We start from the raw sequence: 14,856 nt of genomic DNA, 5'->3' as shown, positions 1-14,856 counted from the left end.
ACCGCCGCGCGCAAGGCTCGGGCCTTGAGCGTAAAAGCGCAATGTTTCGGTTCGACGCGGGCCTGCGCCTGTCCGGTTAATTGGGCACAATCGACCGATATCAAGAAGAGTCCGCGCCATGCTGATCGACGAAGAATTGACCCTGAAAAAACTCGAGGTGTTCCTCGCCTTCATGCGCACCGGCAACCTCGCCCGGGCCGCCGCCGAGCTGCAGACCAGCAACGTCAGCGTGCACCGCGCCATCCACTCGCTGGAGAGCGCCCTGCGTTGCCCGCTGTTCAAGCACGAGGGACGCAACCTGACGCCGCTGGAAAGCGCCTACGTGCTGGAGGAGCGGGCGCAGAAGCTGATCCAGGACGTGGTCGAGAGCGTGCGCCTGACCCGCGAGGCCGCCGGGTTCTCCGCCGAACGCTTCAAGCTGGGCTCCCTCTACTCGCTGACGGTGAAGACCGTGCCGCAACTGATCATGGGCCTGAAGATCCGCCGCAGCGAACTCAACATCGACCTGATCCTGGGCTCGAACATCGACCTGCTCTACAAGCTCAAGAACATGGAGGTCGATGCGATCCTGGTGTCGCTGGACGACAGCGTCAGCGACCCGGACTGCGAACAGATCCCGCTGTTCTCCGACGACATTTTCCTGGCCACCCCGGCCGACTCGCGGTTCGCCCAACGCAGCGAGGTCGACCTGGCCGACGTGCGCGACGAGACCTTCATCACCCTCACCCAAGGCTTCGCCACCCACCAGGACGGCATCCGGGTGTTCCGCCAGGCGGGGTTCGAGCCGAAGGTGGCGATGCAGGTCAACGACATTTTCACCCTGCTGAGCATGGTCAGTTCCGGGGTGGGCTATGCGCTGCTGCCGGGGAGGATCGCGGCGGTGTACGAAAACCGGGTGAAACTGATCCCGTTGCAGGAAAAGTACCGGTTGCAGCAGCACATCGGCGTGGTGTTCCTCAAGGCCAAGGAACGCGACCCGAACCTGCTGGCGTTGCTGGCGGAGTGCCGGATGTACGCCAACCGCCAGGCCTGAGGCCGGGCGCCCCCGATCGCCGGCCTGCTGGCGATTGAAGGCAACCCGGCACCCGACGTCAGCCGACGATCCCGCGCACGATGAAGAACAGCACCGAAGGCCCCAGCAGGCAGCCCAGCCCTGTGTGGAACGTCGCCGTCAGCGCGCCGTAGGGCACCAACCGCCGGTCCGTCGCCGCCAGTCCCGCGGTCACGCCGCTGACGGTGCCGGCCAGGCCGCCGAACACCATCGCCGAACGCGGGTTGTCCAGGCCCATCCAGCGCGCCGCCACCGGGGTGCCGACCATCACCAGGATCGCCTTGATCAGCCCGGTGGCGATCGACAGCGCCATCACGTCGGACGTCGCGCCGATCGCCGCGCCGGTCACCGGCCCCACGATGTAGGTCACCGCCCCGGCGCCGATGGTGGTCATGCTGACCGCGTCGCGGTAGCCGAAGGCCCAGGCCATGCACGCACCGACGATGAACGGCAGCACCGTGCCCAGCAGCAGCGCGACCACGCCGATCAGCCCGGCCTTCCTCGCCTCGGTGGCCTGCACCTCGAACGCCGTGGCGACGATGGCGAAGTCCCGCAGCATCGCCCCGCCCATCAGGCCGATGCCGGAGAACAGGGTCAGGTCCGCCAGCCCTTTCTGCCCGCCGGTCAGCGTGCCGCCGACCCAGGCCAGCACCAAGCCAATGACGATGGCGATGGCCGAACCGTGGATGCGCCCGAACGTCAGGCGCCTGGAGAGAATCACCGACACCCACATGATCACGCCGACGAACGCGAACGCGGTGACCAGACCGTTGTGCTCCAGACCTTTCTCGATGAGATCCCACATGTCAGCGACCTCCCGCCGGGGCGGCCATCGGGGCCGGCTGCGCCGGCTCGTCCGGCAACGGCTCGCCCTTGTTCGTGCGGCTGATCAGGGCAATGGTGCAGCCGCAGACCACCACCGAACCGATCGCCGCCAGCACCGCCACCGGGCCGCCGTGCAGCGCGGTGACGACGTTCTGCTGCGCGGCCATCGCCACCACCACCGGAATGTACATGGCGCCCCAGAAGCCGACGCCCATCTCGCAGTCCTTGGTCATGCCGCCGCGCCCGTGCATCCACAGCCGTGCGCAGATCAGCAGGATCATGGCGATCCCGACCCCGCCGACATTGGATTTGACCCCCAGCAGCACGCCGAGCAGGTCACCCATGATCACCCCTGCCAGCGTACAGATCGCCAGCAGCGCCACACCGTAAATAATCATTGTCGCAGTCCTCAAGTTGCATCGTCGGATGTTGTTTTTGTTGTTCGAAGCCTGAAGTCGGGTGGTCTAGGGTCGGCGGCCCTCCTCCTCACGCAGCAGCGCCTGCAGGGTGTCGGGCCGGGCGCCGTCGAAGGCGATCACCGTGCCTTGCTCGAACACCCGGCGCGCCAGCCCGGTCAGCACCGCGCCGGGCGGCAGTTCGATCTGCAGCCGCACGCCGCGCTCATAGGCGCCTTGCACGGTGCCGCGCCAGTCCACCACACGGCACATGTTGAAGGCCAGGTCGTCGCGCAGGGCTTCGGGCCTGGTGAGCGGACGCGCACGGCTGCCGCTCAGGTAAGCGATCTTCGGCGCCTGCACCGGCACGGCGGCGAACGCGTCGGCCAGCACCTGCGCGGGCCCCTCCAGCAGCGGGCAGTGCGACGGCACGCTCACCGCCAGCCGTTTCGCCAGGCCCGCCCCACGGCGGCGCGCCAGCTCCGCCACCGCGTGCATCGCGGGATCGCAGCCGGCGATCACCACTTGGCTGTCGGCGTTGATGTTGGCCAGGTAGACCGGGGATTCGCCGCTGTGCACCTGCGCGACCAGCGCTTCCACGGCCTCCGGAGGCAGGCCGGTGATGGCGGTCATGCCGAAGCCCTGCGGATAGGCCTGCTGCATCAGTTCGCCGCGCAGGCTGACCAGGCGCAACGCATCGCCGAAGCTCAACGCCTGCGCCACCACCGCCGCCGGGTAGGCGCCGATGGACAGGCCGGCGACATAATCCACCTGCGCGCCGTCCTCCAGCAGTTGCCGGGCCGCCGCCACGCCGGCGATCAGCAGGCAGAGCTGAACCGCCCGTGTCGTGCGCAGGGCCTGCGGCGAATCCAGCAACGTGACGTCTTCGCCCAGCGCATCGCTGGCCTCCGCCAGCGTTTGCCGGGGCAACGGCCGGAGCATGCCCGGCTGCTGCGCGCCCTGGCCGGGGAACACCAGCAGGCTGCTCACGCCGCCAGCTCCTGCGGGTTCCACGGATCGCTGACCAGGTACGCCCGCTGCGCACTTTTGAGCAGCACCCTTGCCGAAGCGCCCGCCCACTCACGCAGGGCCACCGCCCCGGACGGCGTCTGCAACTGCAGATCGATCCGGCAGGCCGCACGCTCAAGCAGCGCCAGCAACTGGCGCGCCTGCTGACGGGGCAACCGCTGCGGCGTGCGCAGGATCAGGTCGAGGTCGCTGCCGGCGTGCATCGCGGCAAACCCGCTCGCCAGTTCGAACCCGGCGCTGCCGCTGACGCCCCAGGCCCAGCCGCCGTCGTCGAGCAGCGGGCGAAGCTGCCTGAGCGCCCGCATCGCCGGCAGGTCACGGGGGCTGTCGACGTGGCACAGCGCCTCCGGACTGACCCGCCGCACAACCGTCCCGACCGCCATGAACGCTGCCCAACGCTGCTCCCGCGCCGCCCCGCGCAGGCCGACAGCGACCTGGCCGGGGGCGCCCTCTGCGCGCCGCACCACCACCGGATGGCCGGCGCGCAACGACTCGACCGCCCACAGCGGCGCCTGCGCCGGCAGCTGCGCCGGGGTCATGCCCCAGAGCAGATCGTGGGGCAGCGGCCAGGACAGGCTCACCACTGCGCCCTCAGCAGTTCGCGCACCCGGCTCGACGCGGCGCGGTTGGCCGCGCCGAGGCGCCCGCCCAGGTCCGCCGACGACACATCGGCGATGGCCTGCCGCAGGCATTCGCTCACCCGCGCCAGATCCTCCGCCGTCGGCTGTTCGGTCTGCACCACCGACAGGGTTTCCCACAGCAGGCCCAGGCTGGCGTAGCTGTCGATGTCGTAAGCCATGGGCGGCACGCTGGACGCCAGCGCCTCCAGTTCCTCGACGCTGCGCAAGGTCACCCGCGCCGCCGAAGCCTTGCCCATCGCGTGCACCATCACCCCCGGATCCCGCAGGGCGATCAAGCGGTTGGCCTGATAACCGTGGGCCAGAAACGCCCCGGACATGGCCTTGCCCACCAGCAGCGCGATCACCGGGTGCCCGGCCAGGCGTGCTCGGGCATAGCTGTCCGCCGCCCCGGCCAACGCCTGATGGATGCCGAGGGCCTCTTCGTGACGGCCGTAGGCCTGGCTCGGCACATCGACGATGGCGATCAGGGCCCGTTTGTGAGATGCGTCGCGGTCGGCCACAACGGCGTCGTCCACGGCCTTGGCCAGGCCCCAGCCCTCCAGCAGGCCGACCTCGCCCTGACGGGCGCGGGGAAAACGGTTGTCCGGATCGGCCACCACCGCCAGCAGACGGCCCAGCGCGACGTCCGCCACCCGCAGCGACGGCGGCAAGCCTTCGAGCGCCAGCGCACCGCCGCTCAATGCGTTGAACCAGTTCAGGCCCCGCAGGGATATTCCGCTCATGAACGCTCTCCTTGATACAGGTCGCGAACCACCGAGGGTTCGATCTGCGCCTCGGCGTCCAGGCTCGCCAGGCGCTGCAAAAACCACTCGGCGCGCCGGCTGCGCGGGTGCGCCGGCAGGCCCTGGTGCAGCAGGTCGGCGACCTGCCCGCGAATCTGCGCCACGTCATCGGCCACGTAGCGGTCCGCCAGCCCGCTGGCGAAACGCTGCTCGCCGCCGGCCAGGCTCCAGATGAACGGCCGGTCCCGCGAGTCGTACTCGGCGATGCCGGCTTCCTGCTCGATCACCTGCGGCCCGTTCAGGCCCAGCCGGGCTTCCTGGGTCACCAGCAGGTAGCTGCACAGGCCGGCGGCGATCGACATGCCGCCGAAGCAGCCGACGCTGCCGGCCACCACGCCGACCACCGGCCGGTACTGCTGCAGGTCGACAATCGCCGCATGGATGTCGGCAATCGCCGCCAGCCCCAGGTTGGCCTCCTGCAAGCGCACGCCGCCGGTCTCCAGCAGCAGGACGGCGCGGGTCGGGACGCCGTTGCGGTTGTCTTCGGCGGCCAGTTCCAGCGCGCCGGCGATCTTCGCCCCGCCGACCTCGCCGAGGCTGCCGCCCTGGAACGCGCCTTCGATGGCGGCAACGACCACCGGCAGGCCGTCGAGGCTGCCTTTGGCGATCACCACGCCGTCGTCGGCCTGAGGGACGACGCCCTGGCGCTCCAGCCACGGCGACATGACGCGCTGGAACGGGTCGAGCAGCTCGCGGAAGGTGCCGGCGTCGAGCAAGGCCTTGGCCCGTTGCCGCGCACCGAGCTCGACGAAGCTGTGCTTGTTCAGCAACGTTGCGCTGTCAGTCATGGCCGATCTCCTCGAAGCCTTGTTCCAGACGCAGGCGCACCACACCGGGGGTGGCGCCGAAGTCGTGGATCTCGATATTCATGGCCGGCGGCACCGTGCCGTCGAACATCCGCGCGAACAGATGCCGCCAGCGCTGCCCGCTGCCGTTGACCGAGGTCTGCACGCTGATCGACAGCGTGCCGGCCAGGCCCGGTTCGATCAGCACCTCCAGATCGCCGGAGCCGACGCAGCCCACCAAGGCACGTCCGCGCGGCGGCTGACCGGCGGGGAATTCAAACGATAGGGTTTCCATCAATACGCTCCCTGAAGGATGCCGCCGTGACCGATCCGGTCGAGCAGCAAGGTGGCGGCGAGCAGATCGGCGGCGCCGCCGGGCGAGGCATTCAATGCGATGAGTTGCCGGTCCAGCGCGTGCAGATGCCGGCGGCCGGCCAGGCTGGCGCTGCCGCCGCCGTCGAGCACGGCCTGGGCCCCGCGCTGCATGGCGTGCAGGCCGGGTTCCCCGGCGCGGTACAGCACGCAGGTGTCGGCCAGGCCGGTCATGATCGCCAGCAAGGCGTCGAGCCTGGCGTTCTGCTCGCCGTGGCCGGCGGCGCGGCTGCGTTCGAGCTGCGGCAGGCCGCGCCCGGTGACCGCCGGGAAGCCCAGTTGCGCTTCCTCGCGGGCGCCACGGGCGCCGTAGCGCAGGGCGACCTGGGCGCCATGGCTCAACGGACGCGGCGCATGACGGTCCTCCAGCAGCGCCAGGCGCGCGGCGCGCAGGGCGACCGCACCGGCACCGCTGGATTCAGGCGCCAGCGCCGCGGCCGTCACCAGCAGGCCCAAGGCCCAGATCGCGCCGCGGTGAGTGTTGACGCCGCCGGTGGTGGCCAGCATCGCCTGTTCGCCTTCACGGCCGATGCGGCCGACGGTTTCGCGCAACGCCAGGTCAATCGTTCCGGTCTCGGTGGCGGCTTCGGCCATTTCCTTGAAGGCCGGCCAGAGCGCCAGCGCCGAGGCGTGCATCAGCCCCAGGTGCAGATCGGTGTGGGCGCCGTTGCCGCGACGGTCGACCAGGGCCGGTTTCGGCGACAGGTCGGCCTCGTCGATCAGCGCGTCCACCGCCAGGTCCGCCAGGCGCTCGGCCAGGCTGACGGGTTTCGCTTGCGGATGGAGTGCGTGCATCACCAGCTCCTGAACTTGGCGGGCGGGTTGTAGAGGCCGCCGGACCACTCGACCAGGTCGGCCACGCTTTTGGCCGCCAGCAGTTCGCGGGTGGCGTCGGTGCGGCGGATGCCGAGGTCTTCGGGCAGGGCCACGAGGCCTTCGCGACGCAGGCGCTCGGTGTCTTTCGGGTCATGGCGCAGGCCGATGGCGGTGACCCCGGCCACCGCCGCGATCATCGCCCGGCGCTCGTCCAGCGAACGGGCCTTGTACAGGTAGGCGATGCCTTCTTCGGTGAGCAGGTGGGTGACGTCGTCGCCGTAGATCATGACCGGCGCCAGCGGCATGCCGCTCTTCTTCGCCACGTCCACGGCGTCGAGGGTCTCGACGAAGGTCGGCTTGCCGCCCTCCTGGAACGTCTCGACCATCTGCACCACCAGTTTCTTGCCCCGTTCGAGCATCGGCTGCGCCGAATCGGTGTGGCGCATGTCCAGCCAGGCCGGGGTGCCGTGACGGCGGCCGCGGGGGTCGTGGCCCATGTTCGGCGCACCGCCGAAACCGGCCAGGCGCCCGCGGGTGACGGTGGAGGAATGGCCGTCGCCGTCGACCTGCAACGTGGCGCCGATGAACAGGTCCACCGCGTACTGCCCCGCCAGTTGGCTGAACATCCGGTTGGAGCGCAGCGAGCCGTCGCGGCCGGTGAAGAACACGTCCGGGCGGGCAGCGATGTACTGCTCCATCCCGAGCTCGGTGCCGAAGCAATGCACGCTCTCGACCCAGCCGCTTTCGATGGCCGGGATCAGGGTCGGGTGCGGGTTGAGCGTCCAGTTGCGGCAGATCTTGCCCTTCAGGCCCAGGGACTCGCCGTAGGTCGGCAGGATCAGCTCGATGGCGGCGGTGTTGAAGCCGATGCCGTGGTTGAGCGACTGCACGTTGTGTTTTTCGTAGATGCCACGGATCGCCATCATCGCCATCAGCACGTGCACCGGCTTGATGTGCCGGGGGTCGCGGGTGAACAGCGGCTCGATGTAGAACGGCTTGTCCGCCACCACCACGAAATCCACCCACGAGGCGGGAATGTCGACGCGGGGCAATTCGCTGACGTCGTCCACCAATTGGTTGACCTGGACGATGACGATGCCGTCGCTGAACGCCGCCGGCTCGATCAGCGCCGGGGTGTCCTCGGTGCTGGGGCCGGTGTAGATGTTGCCGGCGCGGTCGGCCATGAAGCCGGCCGAGAGCACCACGTTGGGCGTCAGGTCCACCACCAGCCGCGCATAGAGTTCGATGTAGGTGTGGATCGCGCCGATCTCCAGCAGGCCGTCTTCCAGCAACTGGCTGATGCGCAGGCTCTGGGTGCCGGCGAAAGAGAAGTCCAGCTTGCGGGCGATGCCGCGCTCGAACAGGTCCAGGTGCTCGGAGCGGCCGACGCTGGGCATGATCATGTGCAGGTCGTGCAGCTTCGACGGGTCGGCCTTGGCCAGGGCCCGGGACAGGAAGTCCGCCTGCTTCTGGTTGTTGCCCTCCAGGACCACTCGGTCGCCGGGCAGGATCAGCGCTTCGAGCGCCGCGACGATCCGGTCGGTCGGGAGCACCGCACCGTCGGCCAGGCCGCGCACCCGGTCAAGGCGACGCCGCTTCTCGTCACGCCGCCGCGTCCAGCGCGGGTCGGGGGTTATTGTTGTTGTCATGCTCACTCCACGGGGTTCGCTGTCGTGGAGCCAACCTTAGGAGCGGGCGGAGGGAGCATCAATCAAGCAGCGCGGCGAATCGTTACGGTCAGCGTAATGGTTGAGGCCGTGGGTGCCGGGAGCGTCCGGGTCAATCGGTGAGCCCGGCCTCCACCAAAAGCTTCTCCAGCCCCAGCAGATCCGGCACTTTCGCCACCTGGTCGCCCACCTGCACCGCCGCCTGCTCCAGCGCGCACAACGGCACGTCCACATAGCTCAACTGGCTGTCGAGCTTGCACGAGCGCGGGATCCCCTGCACCAGCAGGGCCATGAAGCGCAGCTGCGGCAGGCCGCCCAAGGCGTTGAGGACCACGATCCGCGCCCGCTCGCCGATGACGATCCGGTTGCCGCAGGCCGACTCGAAGCTGAGCAGCGGGATCTGCCGCTCGCGCCAGGTCACCCGGCCCAGGTACCACGGCGGCGTGTCGAGGTCGAAGGCGCCGGCCTGGTAGTCGATCAGCTCGGCCACCGCCACGTTCGGCAGGATCAGGTTGCGGTCGGCCAGCGGCAGCAGCAGGCCGGTGAGCTGGCTGGTGCGCGGGTTATGACGCCGCTCATGCATGTCTCTTGCTCCATTGGGCGATGCTGTCGAGCAGCACCGATTCCTGGTACGGCTTGCCGAGGTATTCGTTGACGCCGATGGCCATGGCGCGGTCGCGGTGCTTCTGCCCGGTGCGCGAGGTGATCATGATGATCGGCAGGTGCTGCAGGCGCTCGTCGCCGCGCACCCGGGTCGCCACTTCGAAGCCGTCCATGCGCGGCATTTCGATGTCCAGCAGCATGACGTCGGGCAGGTGCTCTTCGAGCAGCAGCATCGCATCGACCCCGTCCTTGGCGGTGAGCACGTTCATGCCGTGGCGCTCCAGCAGGCGGCTGGTGACCTTGCGCACGGTGACCGAGTCGTCCACCACCAGCACCAGCACCGGCCGCTGCGGTTCGCTGTCGATGTCCGGCTGCGCCGGCCGTTGCGGCAGACGGGCCTGCATCGCGCGGATCGGCGCCAGCAGGTCGAGGATCAGCACCACCCGGCCGTCGCCGAGGATGGTCGCCCCGGACACCCCCTGCACCGCCGCGAACTGCGGGCCCAGGCTCTTGACCACGATCTCGCGGGTGCCGGCCATGGCGTCCACCTGCACCGCCACATGCCGCTCGTTGCACTGCACCAGCAGCACCGGCAGCGGCAGGCTCTGGCCCAGCAGCTTGGGCCGGGGGACGGTCTTGAGCAGCTCGCCCAGGTAGCACAGTTCGTAGCGCTGGCCGGCGTACTCGTACACCGGCGGGTCGTGCCGGAAGTGTCCTTCCAGTTCGTTCGGCGGCACCCGCACCATGCCGTCGATGGTGTTCAGCGGAATCGCGTACTGATCGTCGCCGCACTGCACCATCAGCGCCCGGTTGACCGACACCGTGAACGGCAGGCGGATGCGGAAGTGCACCCCCTGCCCCGGCACCGAATCGATGCTCATGGTGCCGCCCAACTGGCGCACCTCTTCGTGCACCACGTCCATGCCCACGCCGCGCCCGGAGATCTGGGTGATCTTCTCGGCGGTGGAGAACCCCGGCTGCAGGATGAACTGCAGCACGTCGCGGTCGCTGATCTCGGCGTCCGGCGCCAGCAGGCCGCGCTTGACCGCCTTGCGCCGCACCGCGTCCAGCGGCACCCCGGCGCCGTCGTCGCGGATGTCGAAGACAATGTCGCCGCCCTCCCGGGACAGGTCGAGGGTGATCTGCCCCTGGGCCGGCTTGCCCGCCGCCAGCCGCACGTCGGCAGGCTCCAGGCCGTGGTCGACGGCGTTGCGCAGCATGTGTTCCAGCGGCGCCGCCATGCGTTCCAGCACGTTGCGGTCCATTTCGCCTTCGGCGTTGCCGACGGTGAAGGCCACATCCTTGTTCAGTTCCTCGGCCACCTGACGGACGATGCGCTTGAGGCGCGGCAGCATCCGTTCGAACGGCACCATGCGCGTGCGCATCAGCCCTTCTTGCAGTTCGGAGTTGATCCGGCCTTGCTGCTGCAGCAGGTTTTCCGCGTCGCGGGTGCGCCGGTCGAGGGTCTCCTTCAGGTCCAGCAGGTCCGAGGCGGACTCGAACAGCGCCCGGGACAGCTGCTGCAGTTGCGAATGGCGATCCATCTCCAGCGGGTCGAACTCTTCGTAGCCCAGCCGCTCGTTGTCCACCTGCTGACGGCTGAGGATGCGCCCCTGGGTCTCGGTGTCGAGGCGGCGCAATTGGTCGCGCATCCGTTCGATGGTGGTTTCCATCTCATTGAGCGCCACCTGCGCGTCGCTGACCTGCTGCTCGATCCGCCCGCGCACGATCGAGGTTTCGCCGGCCAGGTTGACCAGATCGTCGAGCAGTTCGGCGGACACCTTGACCATGTCCGCGCCGCTGTCGGCGGCCGCGGCGGCGGGTTCGGCCTTCACCGGCACGGCCGGCACCGGGGCCGCGGCCTGCGGCGCCGCCGGGTGGCTGAAGTCGCGGATCGCATTGATCAGCCGGTCCGCCGGCGGACAAGGCTGCCCGGCGCGCACCGCGTCGAGCATCTGGGCCAGACGGTCGTGGCTGCGCTGCACCAGCGCGAACAGCTCGGCCCCCGGCTGCAGCGTGCCGGCGGACAGGCGTTCGTAGAGGTTTTCCAGCTCATGGGCCAGGTCGCCGATGGGGCCGATCTCCACCATCCGCGCACCGCCCTTGAGGGTGTGCAGGTCGCGCAGCAGGGTTTCGACCTCCTGGCGGTTGCCGGGGTCGGCCTGCCAGCGGGTCAGGGCCGCGCCGGAGCTCTCGATGATGTCGGAACCTTCGTCGAGGAATACCTCCAGCAACTCCGGGTCGTGACCGGCGCTCTCCTCGTGGACGGCCGGCACCGGGTGCGCCTCGGGCTCGCCTTGGCGGAACCGGCGCAGCGCCTCGATCAGCGCCTGCGCCGGTTCCGGCGGCTGCCGCTCGTGCAGGTGACCGAGCTGCAGCGCCAGCCGCTCATGGCACTGACGCAGCAGTTGCCCCAAGGCATCGCTGTGGCGGTGACGGCGCTCCGCCAGCCCCTTGTAGACGGTCTCCAGCTCCTGGGCCAGATCGCCGACCGCATCGACCTCGGCCATCCGCGCGCCGCCCTTGAGGGTGTGCAGGTCCCGTTGCAGCGACGGCAGCGGCGCCCCGTTGGCAGGATCCGCCAGCCAGCGGCGCAGGGCTTGCCCGGCGCTGTCGAGCAGGTCCACCGCCTCTTCCAGGAAGATCTCGACGATCTCGTCGTCCGGCCCGTTGCCGGCGGCGGCCTTGTTCAGTTCGGCGGTGGCGCTGCTCAGTTCGCGGATGCTCAGGGTGCGGCTGCCGTCGCTGCGGATCAGGCCCATGGACGCCGGATCCAGGCTCTGGTCGAGCAACTCGTGCAAGGCGCGGATGCGCTGGGGCTGCGGGGTGATTTCCTGGCCGGCGGCCAGTTCGTCGAGCATGTTGATCAGCGCTTCGTGGGCCAACTGCGCCTGCTCGAAGAACGCCTCGCTGACCGCCAGGCTGCTTTCCTCCACGGCACCGTAGAGGTCGAGCAAGGCTTCGCACAGCACATCCACCGGCAACAGGTCGGCCAGGTGCGCGGCCTCGCCCAGGGTGGTCAGCTCATCCAGCAGCGCGCTCAGTTCCTGGCGTTCGCCGGGGTGCCGCTGCCAACGCTGCAGGAGGTTTTCGGCGTCGAGCAAGATGTCCATGCCCTGGGCCAGAAAGTCGTTGATCAACTGTGGATCGCGCTTGACCCGCAGTCCGCCGCTCGGCCCGTCGAGGATCGACGCCAGCCGTTCGGCCAGCAAGGTCTCGGTGCGCTTGATCAGCGACTGCGCACCGACGATCGGCGCCAGCGGATCGTTGCCCAACTGACGCAGGCCGATGCGCAGCAGCCCTTCGGCCTCCAGCAGCAGTTCCACTTCGTCCAGATCCAGCGCCAGCTGGTGGGCCTTGAACTCCCGGGCCAGGTGATCCAGCGGCGCCGCCAGTTCGGCGATCGGCAAGACGCCAGCCATCGACGCGCTGCCCTTGAGGGTGTGCAGCGCGCGCTGCAATTCGTCGCTGGCCGGCAGCGGCACATGCTCGGCCGCCTGGTCGAGGAAGCGGTTGAGGCTGGCCAGATGGGTTTCGGCCTCGTTGCGGAAAATCTCCAGCAGCAGCGGATCCGTCGCGGCGGTGTCCTTCATGCCTGGGGCGGCCGGCGGCGCATCGCCCCTGGCCAGGGCATGGGCCCGGGCGGCGAGCCGATCGACATCGCTGCGCTGGCGCTGGGCGTTGGCGGCGAATTCGGCGATCAGCTCCGGCAGCAGTTGCAGGCAGTCCGTCAGCACCTGGCCCACCGCAGGAGCAGGCTCGACGCTGTGCTCCAGCACGCGGTTGAGCAGGTTCTCCACGGCCCAGGCCAGTTCGCCGAGGATCAGCGCGCGCACCATGCGGCCGCTGCCCTTGAGGGTGTGGAAGGCCCGGCGCAGTTCGCTCAGGGCCGCGCGGTCGCCGGGGTCGGCCGACCAGCGCGGCAGGCACTCGCCCAGCACCTCCAGCACCTCGTCGGTCTCTTCGAGAAACACCTCGCGCAGCTCGTCGTCCACCGGCGGTTCATCGGCGGGCGGCGGCAACAGGCTTTCGGGGGTGGTCTGCGCCGGCGGGTTGACCGCCGACACCGGGCTGGCCAGCACCTCGGCCAGCGACTGCACGATCCCGGGATCGTCCAGGGCCTGGCGATCCTGCATCGCCTGCGCGTCAACGGGGCTGACCACGTCGGCCAGCACCGGCACATAGGGTTCGTCCGGGAAGTAGCCGAGCTTGGCGAGGCTCTTCTGCGCCACGTCCAGCAAGGGTTCGGTGGCGGCCTGCGGGTCGTCGCCCAAGCGTTCGAGGCAGTACTCGAGGCTGGCGATGGCATCGGCCAGGCTGTCCAGCTGCTGCCAGCCGGGCTCGTGCGGGTCGAGCAGCAAACGCTCGCGGATGAACCCGTTGCAGGCCTCGACCAGGCTCGCCGCACGGCTGAGCGGGATCATCGCCAGCGCGCCGCGCACTTGGGTCAACAGCTCCGGCAGCGGCTGCAGCGGCTGGCGGTCCCAGTCGGCCTCGATGTAGTCGACGATCATGTCCTTGGCCTGCTGCAGGCAGATGCGCGCTTCCTTGATCACGATCTGGTGGATCTGCGTCAGGTCCGTGGTGGGCAGGCGGCTGTCGTCCGGATCCTGCGGCTCGACCGTGCCGACCATGCCGGCCAGGGTCGCCTCGACGTACAGCAGGGCGCCGGCGACGTCCATCAGCGTGGCGTCGTTCGGTACGCGCTGGCCCTGGGCCAGGCCGAGCACCACCGCCAACTGGTCGATGATCACCTTGCGCGGCTGGCCGAAGCCGAGCACCGCCAGGGTGTCGGCGATCTGCCGCAGCGGCGCCAGCAGGCTGTCCAGGTCCGAGACGTGCTGGCGGTCGCTGCGCACGAACAGGTCGAGGCGCTCCTTGACCCGCACCAGCTCTTCGCACAGCGCCACCAGCACCGAGCGCATGGCATCGCGGTCGGGGCCGGCCAGGCGCGCGCGCTCTTCGTCGACCATCGCGCTGTCGGGCAGCGCGTCGTCCAGGGAGTAGCGGTCTTTCATGGTCAGCATCTGCCCGGTGGGATGTTCGGCTTTGGCGATGTAGAACAGCAGGCTCTTGAGCAGCTCCGGCGGGGGCGGCCGGTTCAGGGCCGGCATGCCTTGGTCGAGCAGGCGCTTGAGTTCCTTGTCGGCGTCCTTGAACAGGCTGCGCAAGGCCGGGCTGTTGGCGATCCGCCCTTCGCGCATGCCCTCGACCAGCGCCGAGGCGACCTGCCACAACGGGCTGAGCGGCGCGGCGCCGCTCAGCGCCTCAAGGCGCAGGAAGACCTTGGCCAGGTAAGCCAGGTGCGTCTGGTCGTCCTGTTCGCGCAGCAGGCCGACCAGGGCCATCTGCAGCGTCTGGCGCAGCTTGCGCAGCACGTTGGGCAGGTCCGGCGGTTCAAGCCCTTTGAGGGTCGCGGCGTCCAGCGGCGGGCTGTCGGGCAAATGCGGGCTGAACAGGCTGGTCTCCGACAGCAGGCTTTCGCCACGGGCGCTGCGCAGGTCGTTGAGCAACGGCAGCACCACCAGCGGCAGGTCGCGCCGGGCGCCTTGCACGCGGTCGAGGTAGACCGGCAACTGGCCGATGGCTTGCAGCAGCAGGTGCAGGGCTTCTTCGCGGTGGCTGACGCGGCCCTCGCGCAGGGCCTCGACCAATTGCTCCATCTCTTCGGCCAGCAGCGCCGCGCCGTAGAACTCGATCATCTGCAGGCTGCCGTGCACCTGATGGATGCAGGCCAGGCACTCGTCCAGCCCGGGGACGGACGACGGTTCGTCGAGCACCGCTTCGATGGCCTGGTGCGCCAGCCTCAGGGTTTCGGCGATCTCGCCCTTGACCCATTCCAGGGCCACATAGTCGTGCCGGTCGCCCATGACCGCTCCGTCCGCCGGCC

At 69.5% G+C, this 14,856-nt stretch carries 12 protein-coding genes; 1 reads left to right on the top strand and 11 read right to left on the bottom strand.

Features of this window, described 5'->3' with window-relative positions:
- Positions 1 to 118: 118 nt before the first annotated feature.
- Positions 119 to 1,033: a LysR substrate-binding domain-containing protein gene (locus CAG29_RS02570; RefSeq protein ID WP_085580797.1), complete on the top strand. Its 915-nt coding sequence runs from the start codon at positions 119 to 121 to the stop codon at positions 1,031 to 1,033.
- Between the two features lie 58 nt (positions 1,034 to 1,091).
- On the opposite strand, the gene madM is transcribed toward CAG29_RS02570, so the two are convergent.
- From madM to CAG29_RS02515, 11 genes are all read right to left on the bottom strand, one after another.
- Positions 1,092 to 1,856, bottom strand: a complete 765-nt coding sequence (gene madM / locus CAG29_RS02565) for a malonate transporter subunit MadM (protein ID WP_085580799.1) — start codon at positions 1,854 to 1,856, stop codon at positions 1,092 to 1,094.
- 1 nt (position 1,857) lies between these two features.
- Entirely contained in the window at positions 1,858 to 2,274 is a 417-nt protein-coding gene (madL, locus tag CAG29_RS02560; protein WP_085636973.1) for a malonate transporter subunit MadL, read from the bottom strand.
- Between the two features lie 66 nt (positions 2,275 to 2,340).
- On the bottom strand, positions 2,341 to 3,261 hold the full coding sequence (gene mdcH, locus CAG29_RS02555) for a malonate decarboxylase subunit epsilon (protein ID WP_085693826.1): 921 nt from the start codon (positions 3,259 to 3,261) through the stop codon (positions 2,341 to 2,343).
- Positions 3,258 to 3,881 carry a malonate decarboxylase holo-ACP synthase gene (locus CAG29_RS02550; protein WP_371916607.1) on the bottom strand — a complete coding sequence of 208 codons (624 nt, stop codon included), beginning with the start codon at positions 3,879 to 3,881 and terminating at the stop codon, positions 3,258 to 3,260. Before CAG29_RS02550 ends, mdcH begins: the two co-directional genes overlap by 4 nt.
- Positions 3,878 to 4,663, bottom strand: a complete 786-nt coding sequence (gene mdcE / locus CAG29_RS02545; RefSeq protein WP_085693824.1) for a biotin-independent malonate decarboxylase subunit gamma — start codon at positions 4,661 to 4,663, stop codon at positions 3,878 to 3,880. Before mdcE ends, CAG29_RS02550 begins: the two co-directional genes overlap by 4 nt.
- Positions 4,660 to 5,511, bottom strand: coding sequence for a biotin-independent malonate decarboxylase subunit beta (locus tag CAG29_RS02540; protein WP_085693823.1), 852 nt, complete (start codon positions 5,509 to 5,511; stop codon positions 4,660 to 4,662). Before CAG29_RS02540 ends, mdcE begins: the two co-directional genes overlap by 4 nt.
- On the bottom strand, positions 5,504 to 5,803 hold the full coding sequence (locus CAG29_RS02535) for a malonate decarboxylase subunit delta (protein WP_085630038.1): 300 nt from the start codon (positions 5,801 to 5,803) through the stop codon (positions 5,504 to 5,506). The genes CAG29_RS02540 and CAG29_RS02535 overlap by 8 nt, the downstream gene beginning before the upstream one ends.
- Complete coding sequence (locus tag CAG29_RS02530; RefSeq protein WP_085693822.1) at positions 5,803 to 6,675, bottom strand: triphosphoribosyl-dephospho-CoA synthase; 873 nt, start codon at positions 6,673 to 6,675, stop codon at positions 5,803 to 5,805. The genes CAG29_RS02535 and CAG29_RS02530 overlap by 1 nt, the downstream gene beginning before the upstream one ends.
- Positions 6,675 to 8,345, bottom strand: a complete 1,671-nt coding sequence (gene mdcA / locus CAG29_RS02525; protein ID WP_085580815.1) for a malonate decarboxylase subunit alpha — start codon at positions 8,343 to 8,345, stop codon at positions 6,675 to 6,677. The genes CAG29_RS02530 and mdcA overlap by 1 nt, the downstream gene beginning before the upstream one ends.
- Before the next feature lie 130 nt (positions 8,346 to 8,475).
- On the bottom strand, positions 8,476 to 8,946 hold the full coding sequence (locus CAG29_RS02520) for a chemotaxis protein CheW (RefSeq protein ID WP_085580817.1): 471 nt from the start codon (positions 8,944 to 8,946) through the stop codon (positions 8,476 to 8,478).
- Positions 8,939 to 14,836, bottom strand: coding sequence for an Hpt domain-containing protein (locus CAG29_RS02515; protein WP_085693821.1), 5,898 nt, complete (start codon positions 14,834 to 14,836; stop codon positions 8,939 to 8,941). The genes CAG29_RS02520 and CAG29_RS02515 overlap by 8 nt, the downstream gene beginning before the upstream one ends.
- Positions 14,837 to 14,856 lie beyond the last annotated feature (20 nt).

The sequence above is a fragment of the Pseudomonas sp. B7(2017) genome, from assembly GCF_002112745.1.
Classification (GTDB): domain Bacteria; phylum Pseudomonadota; class Gammaproteobacteria; order Pseudomonadales; family Pseudomonadaceae; genus Aquipseudomonas; species Aquipseudomonas ekonensis.
This window is presented reverse-complemented; position numbering and strand designations above follow the sequence as displayed.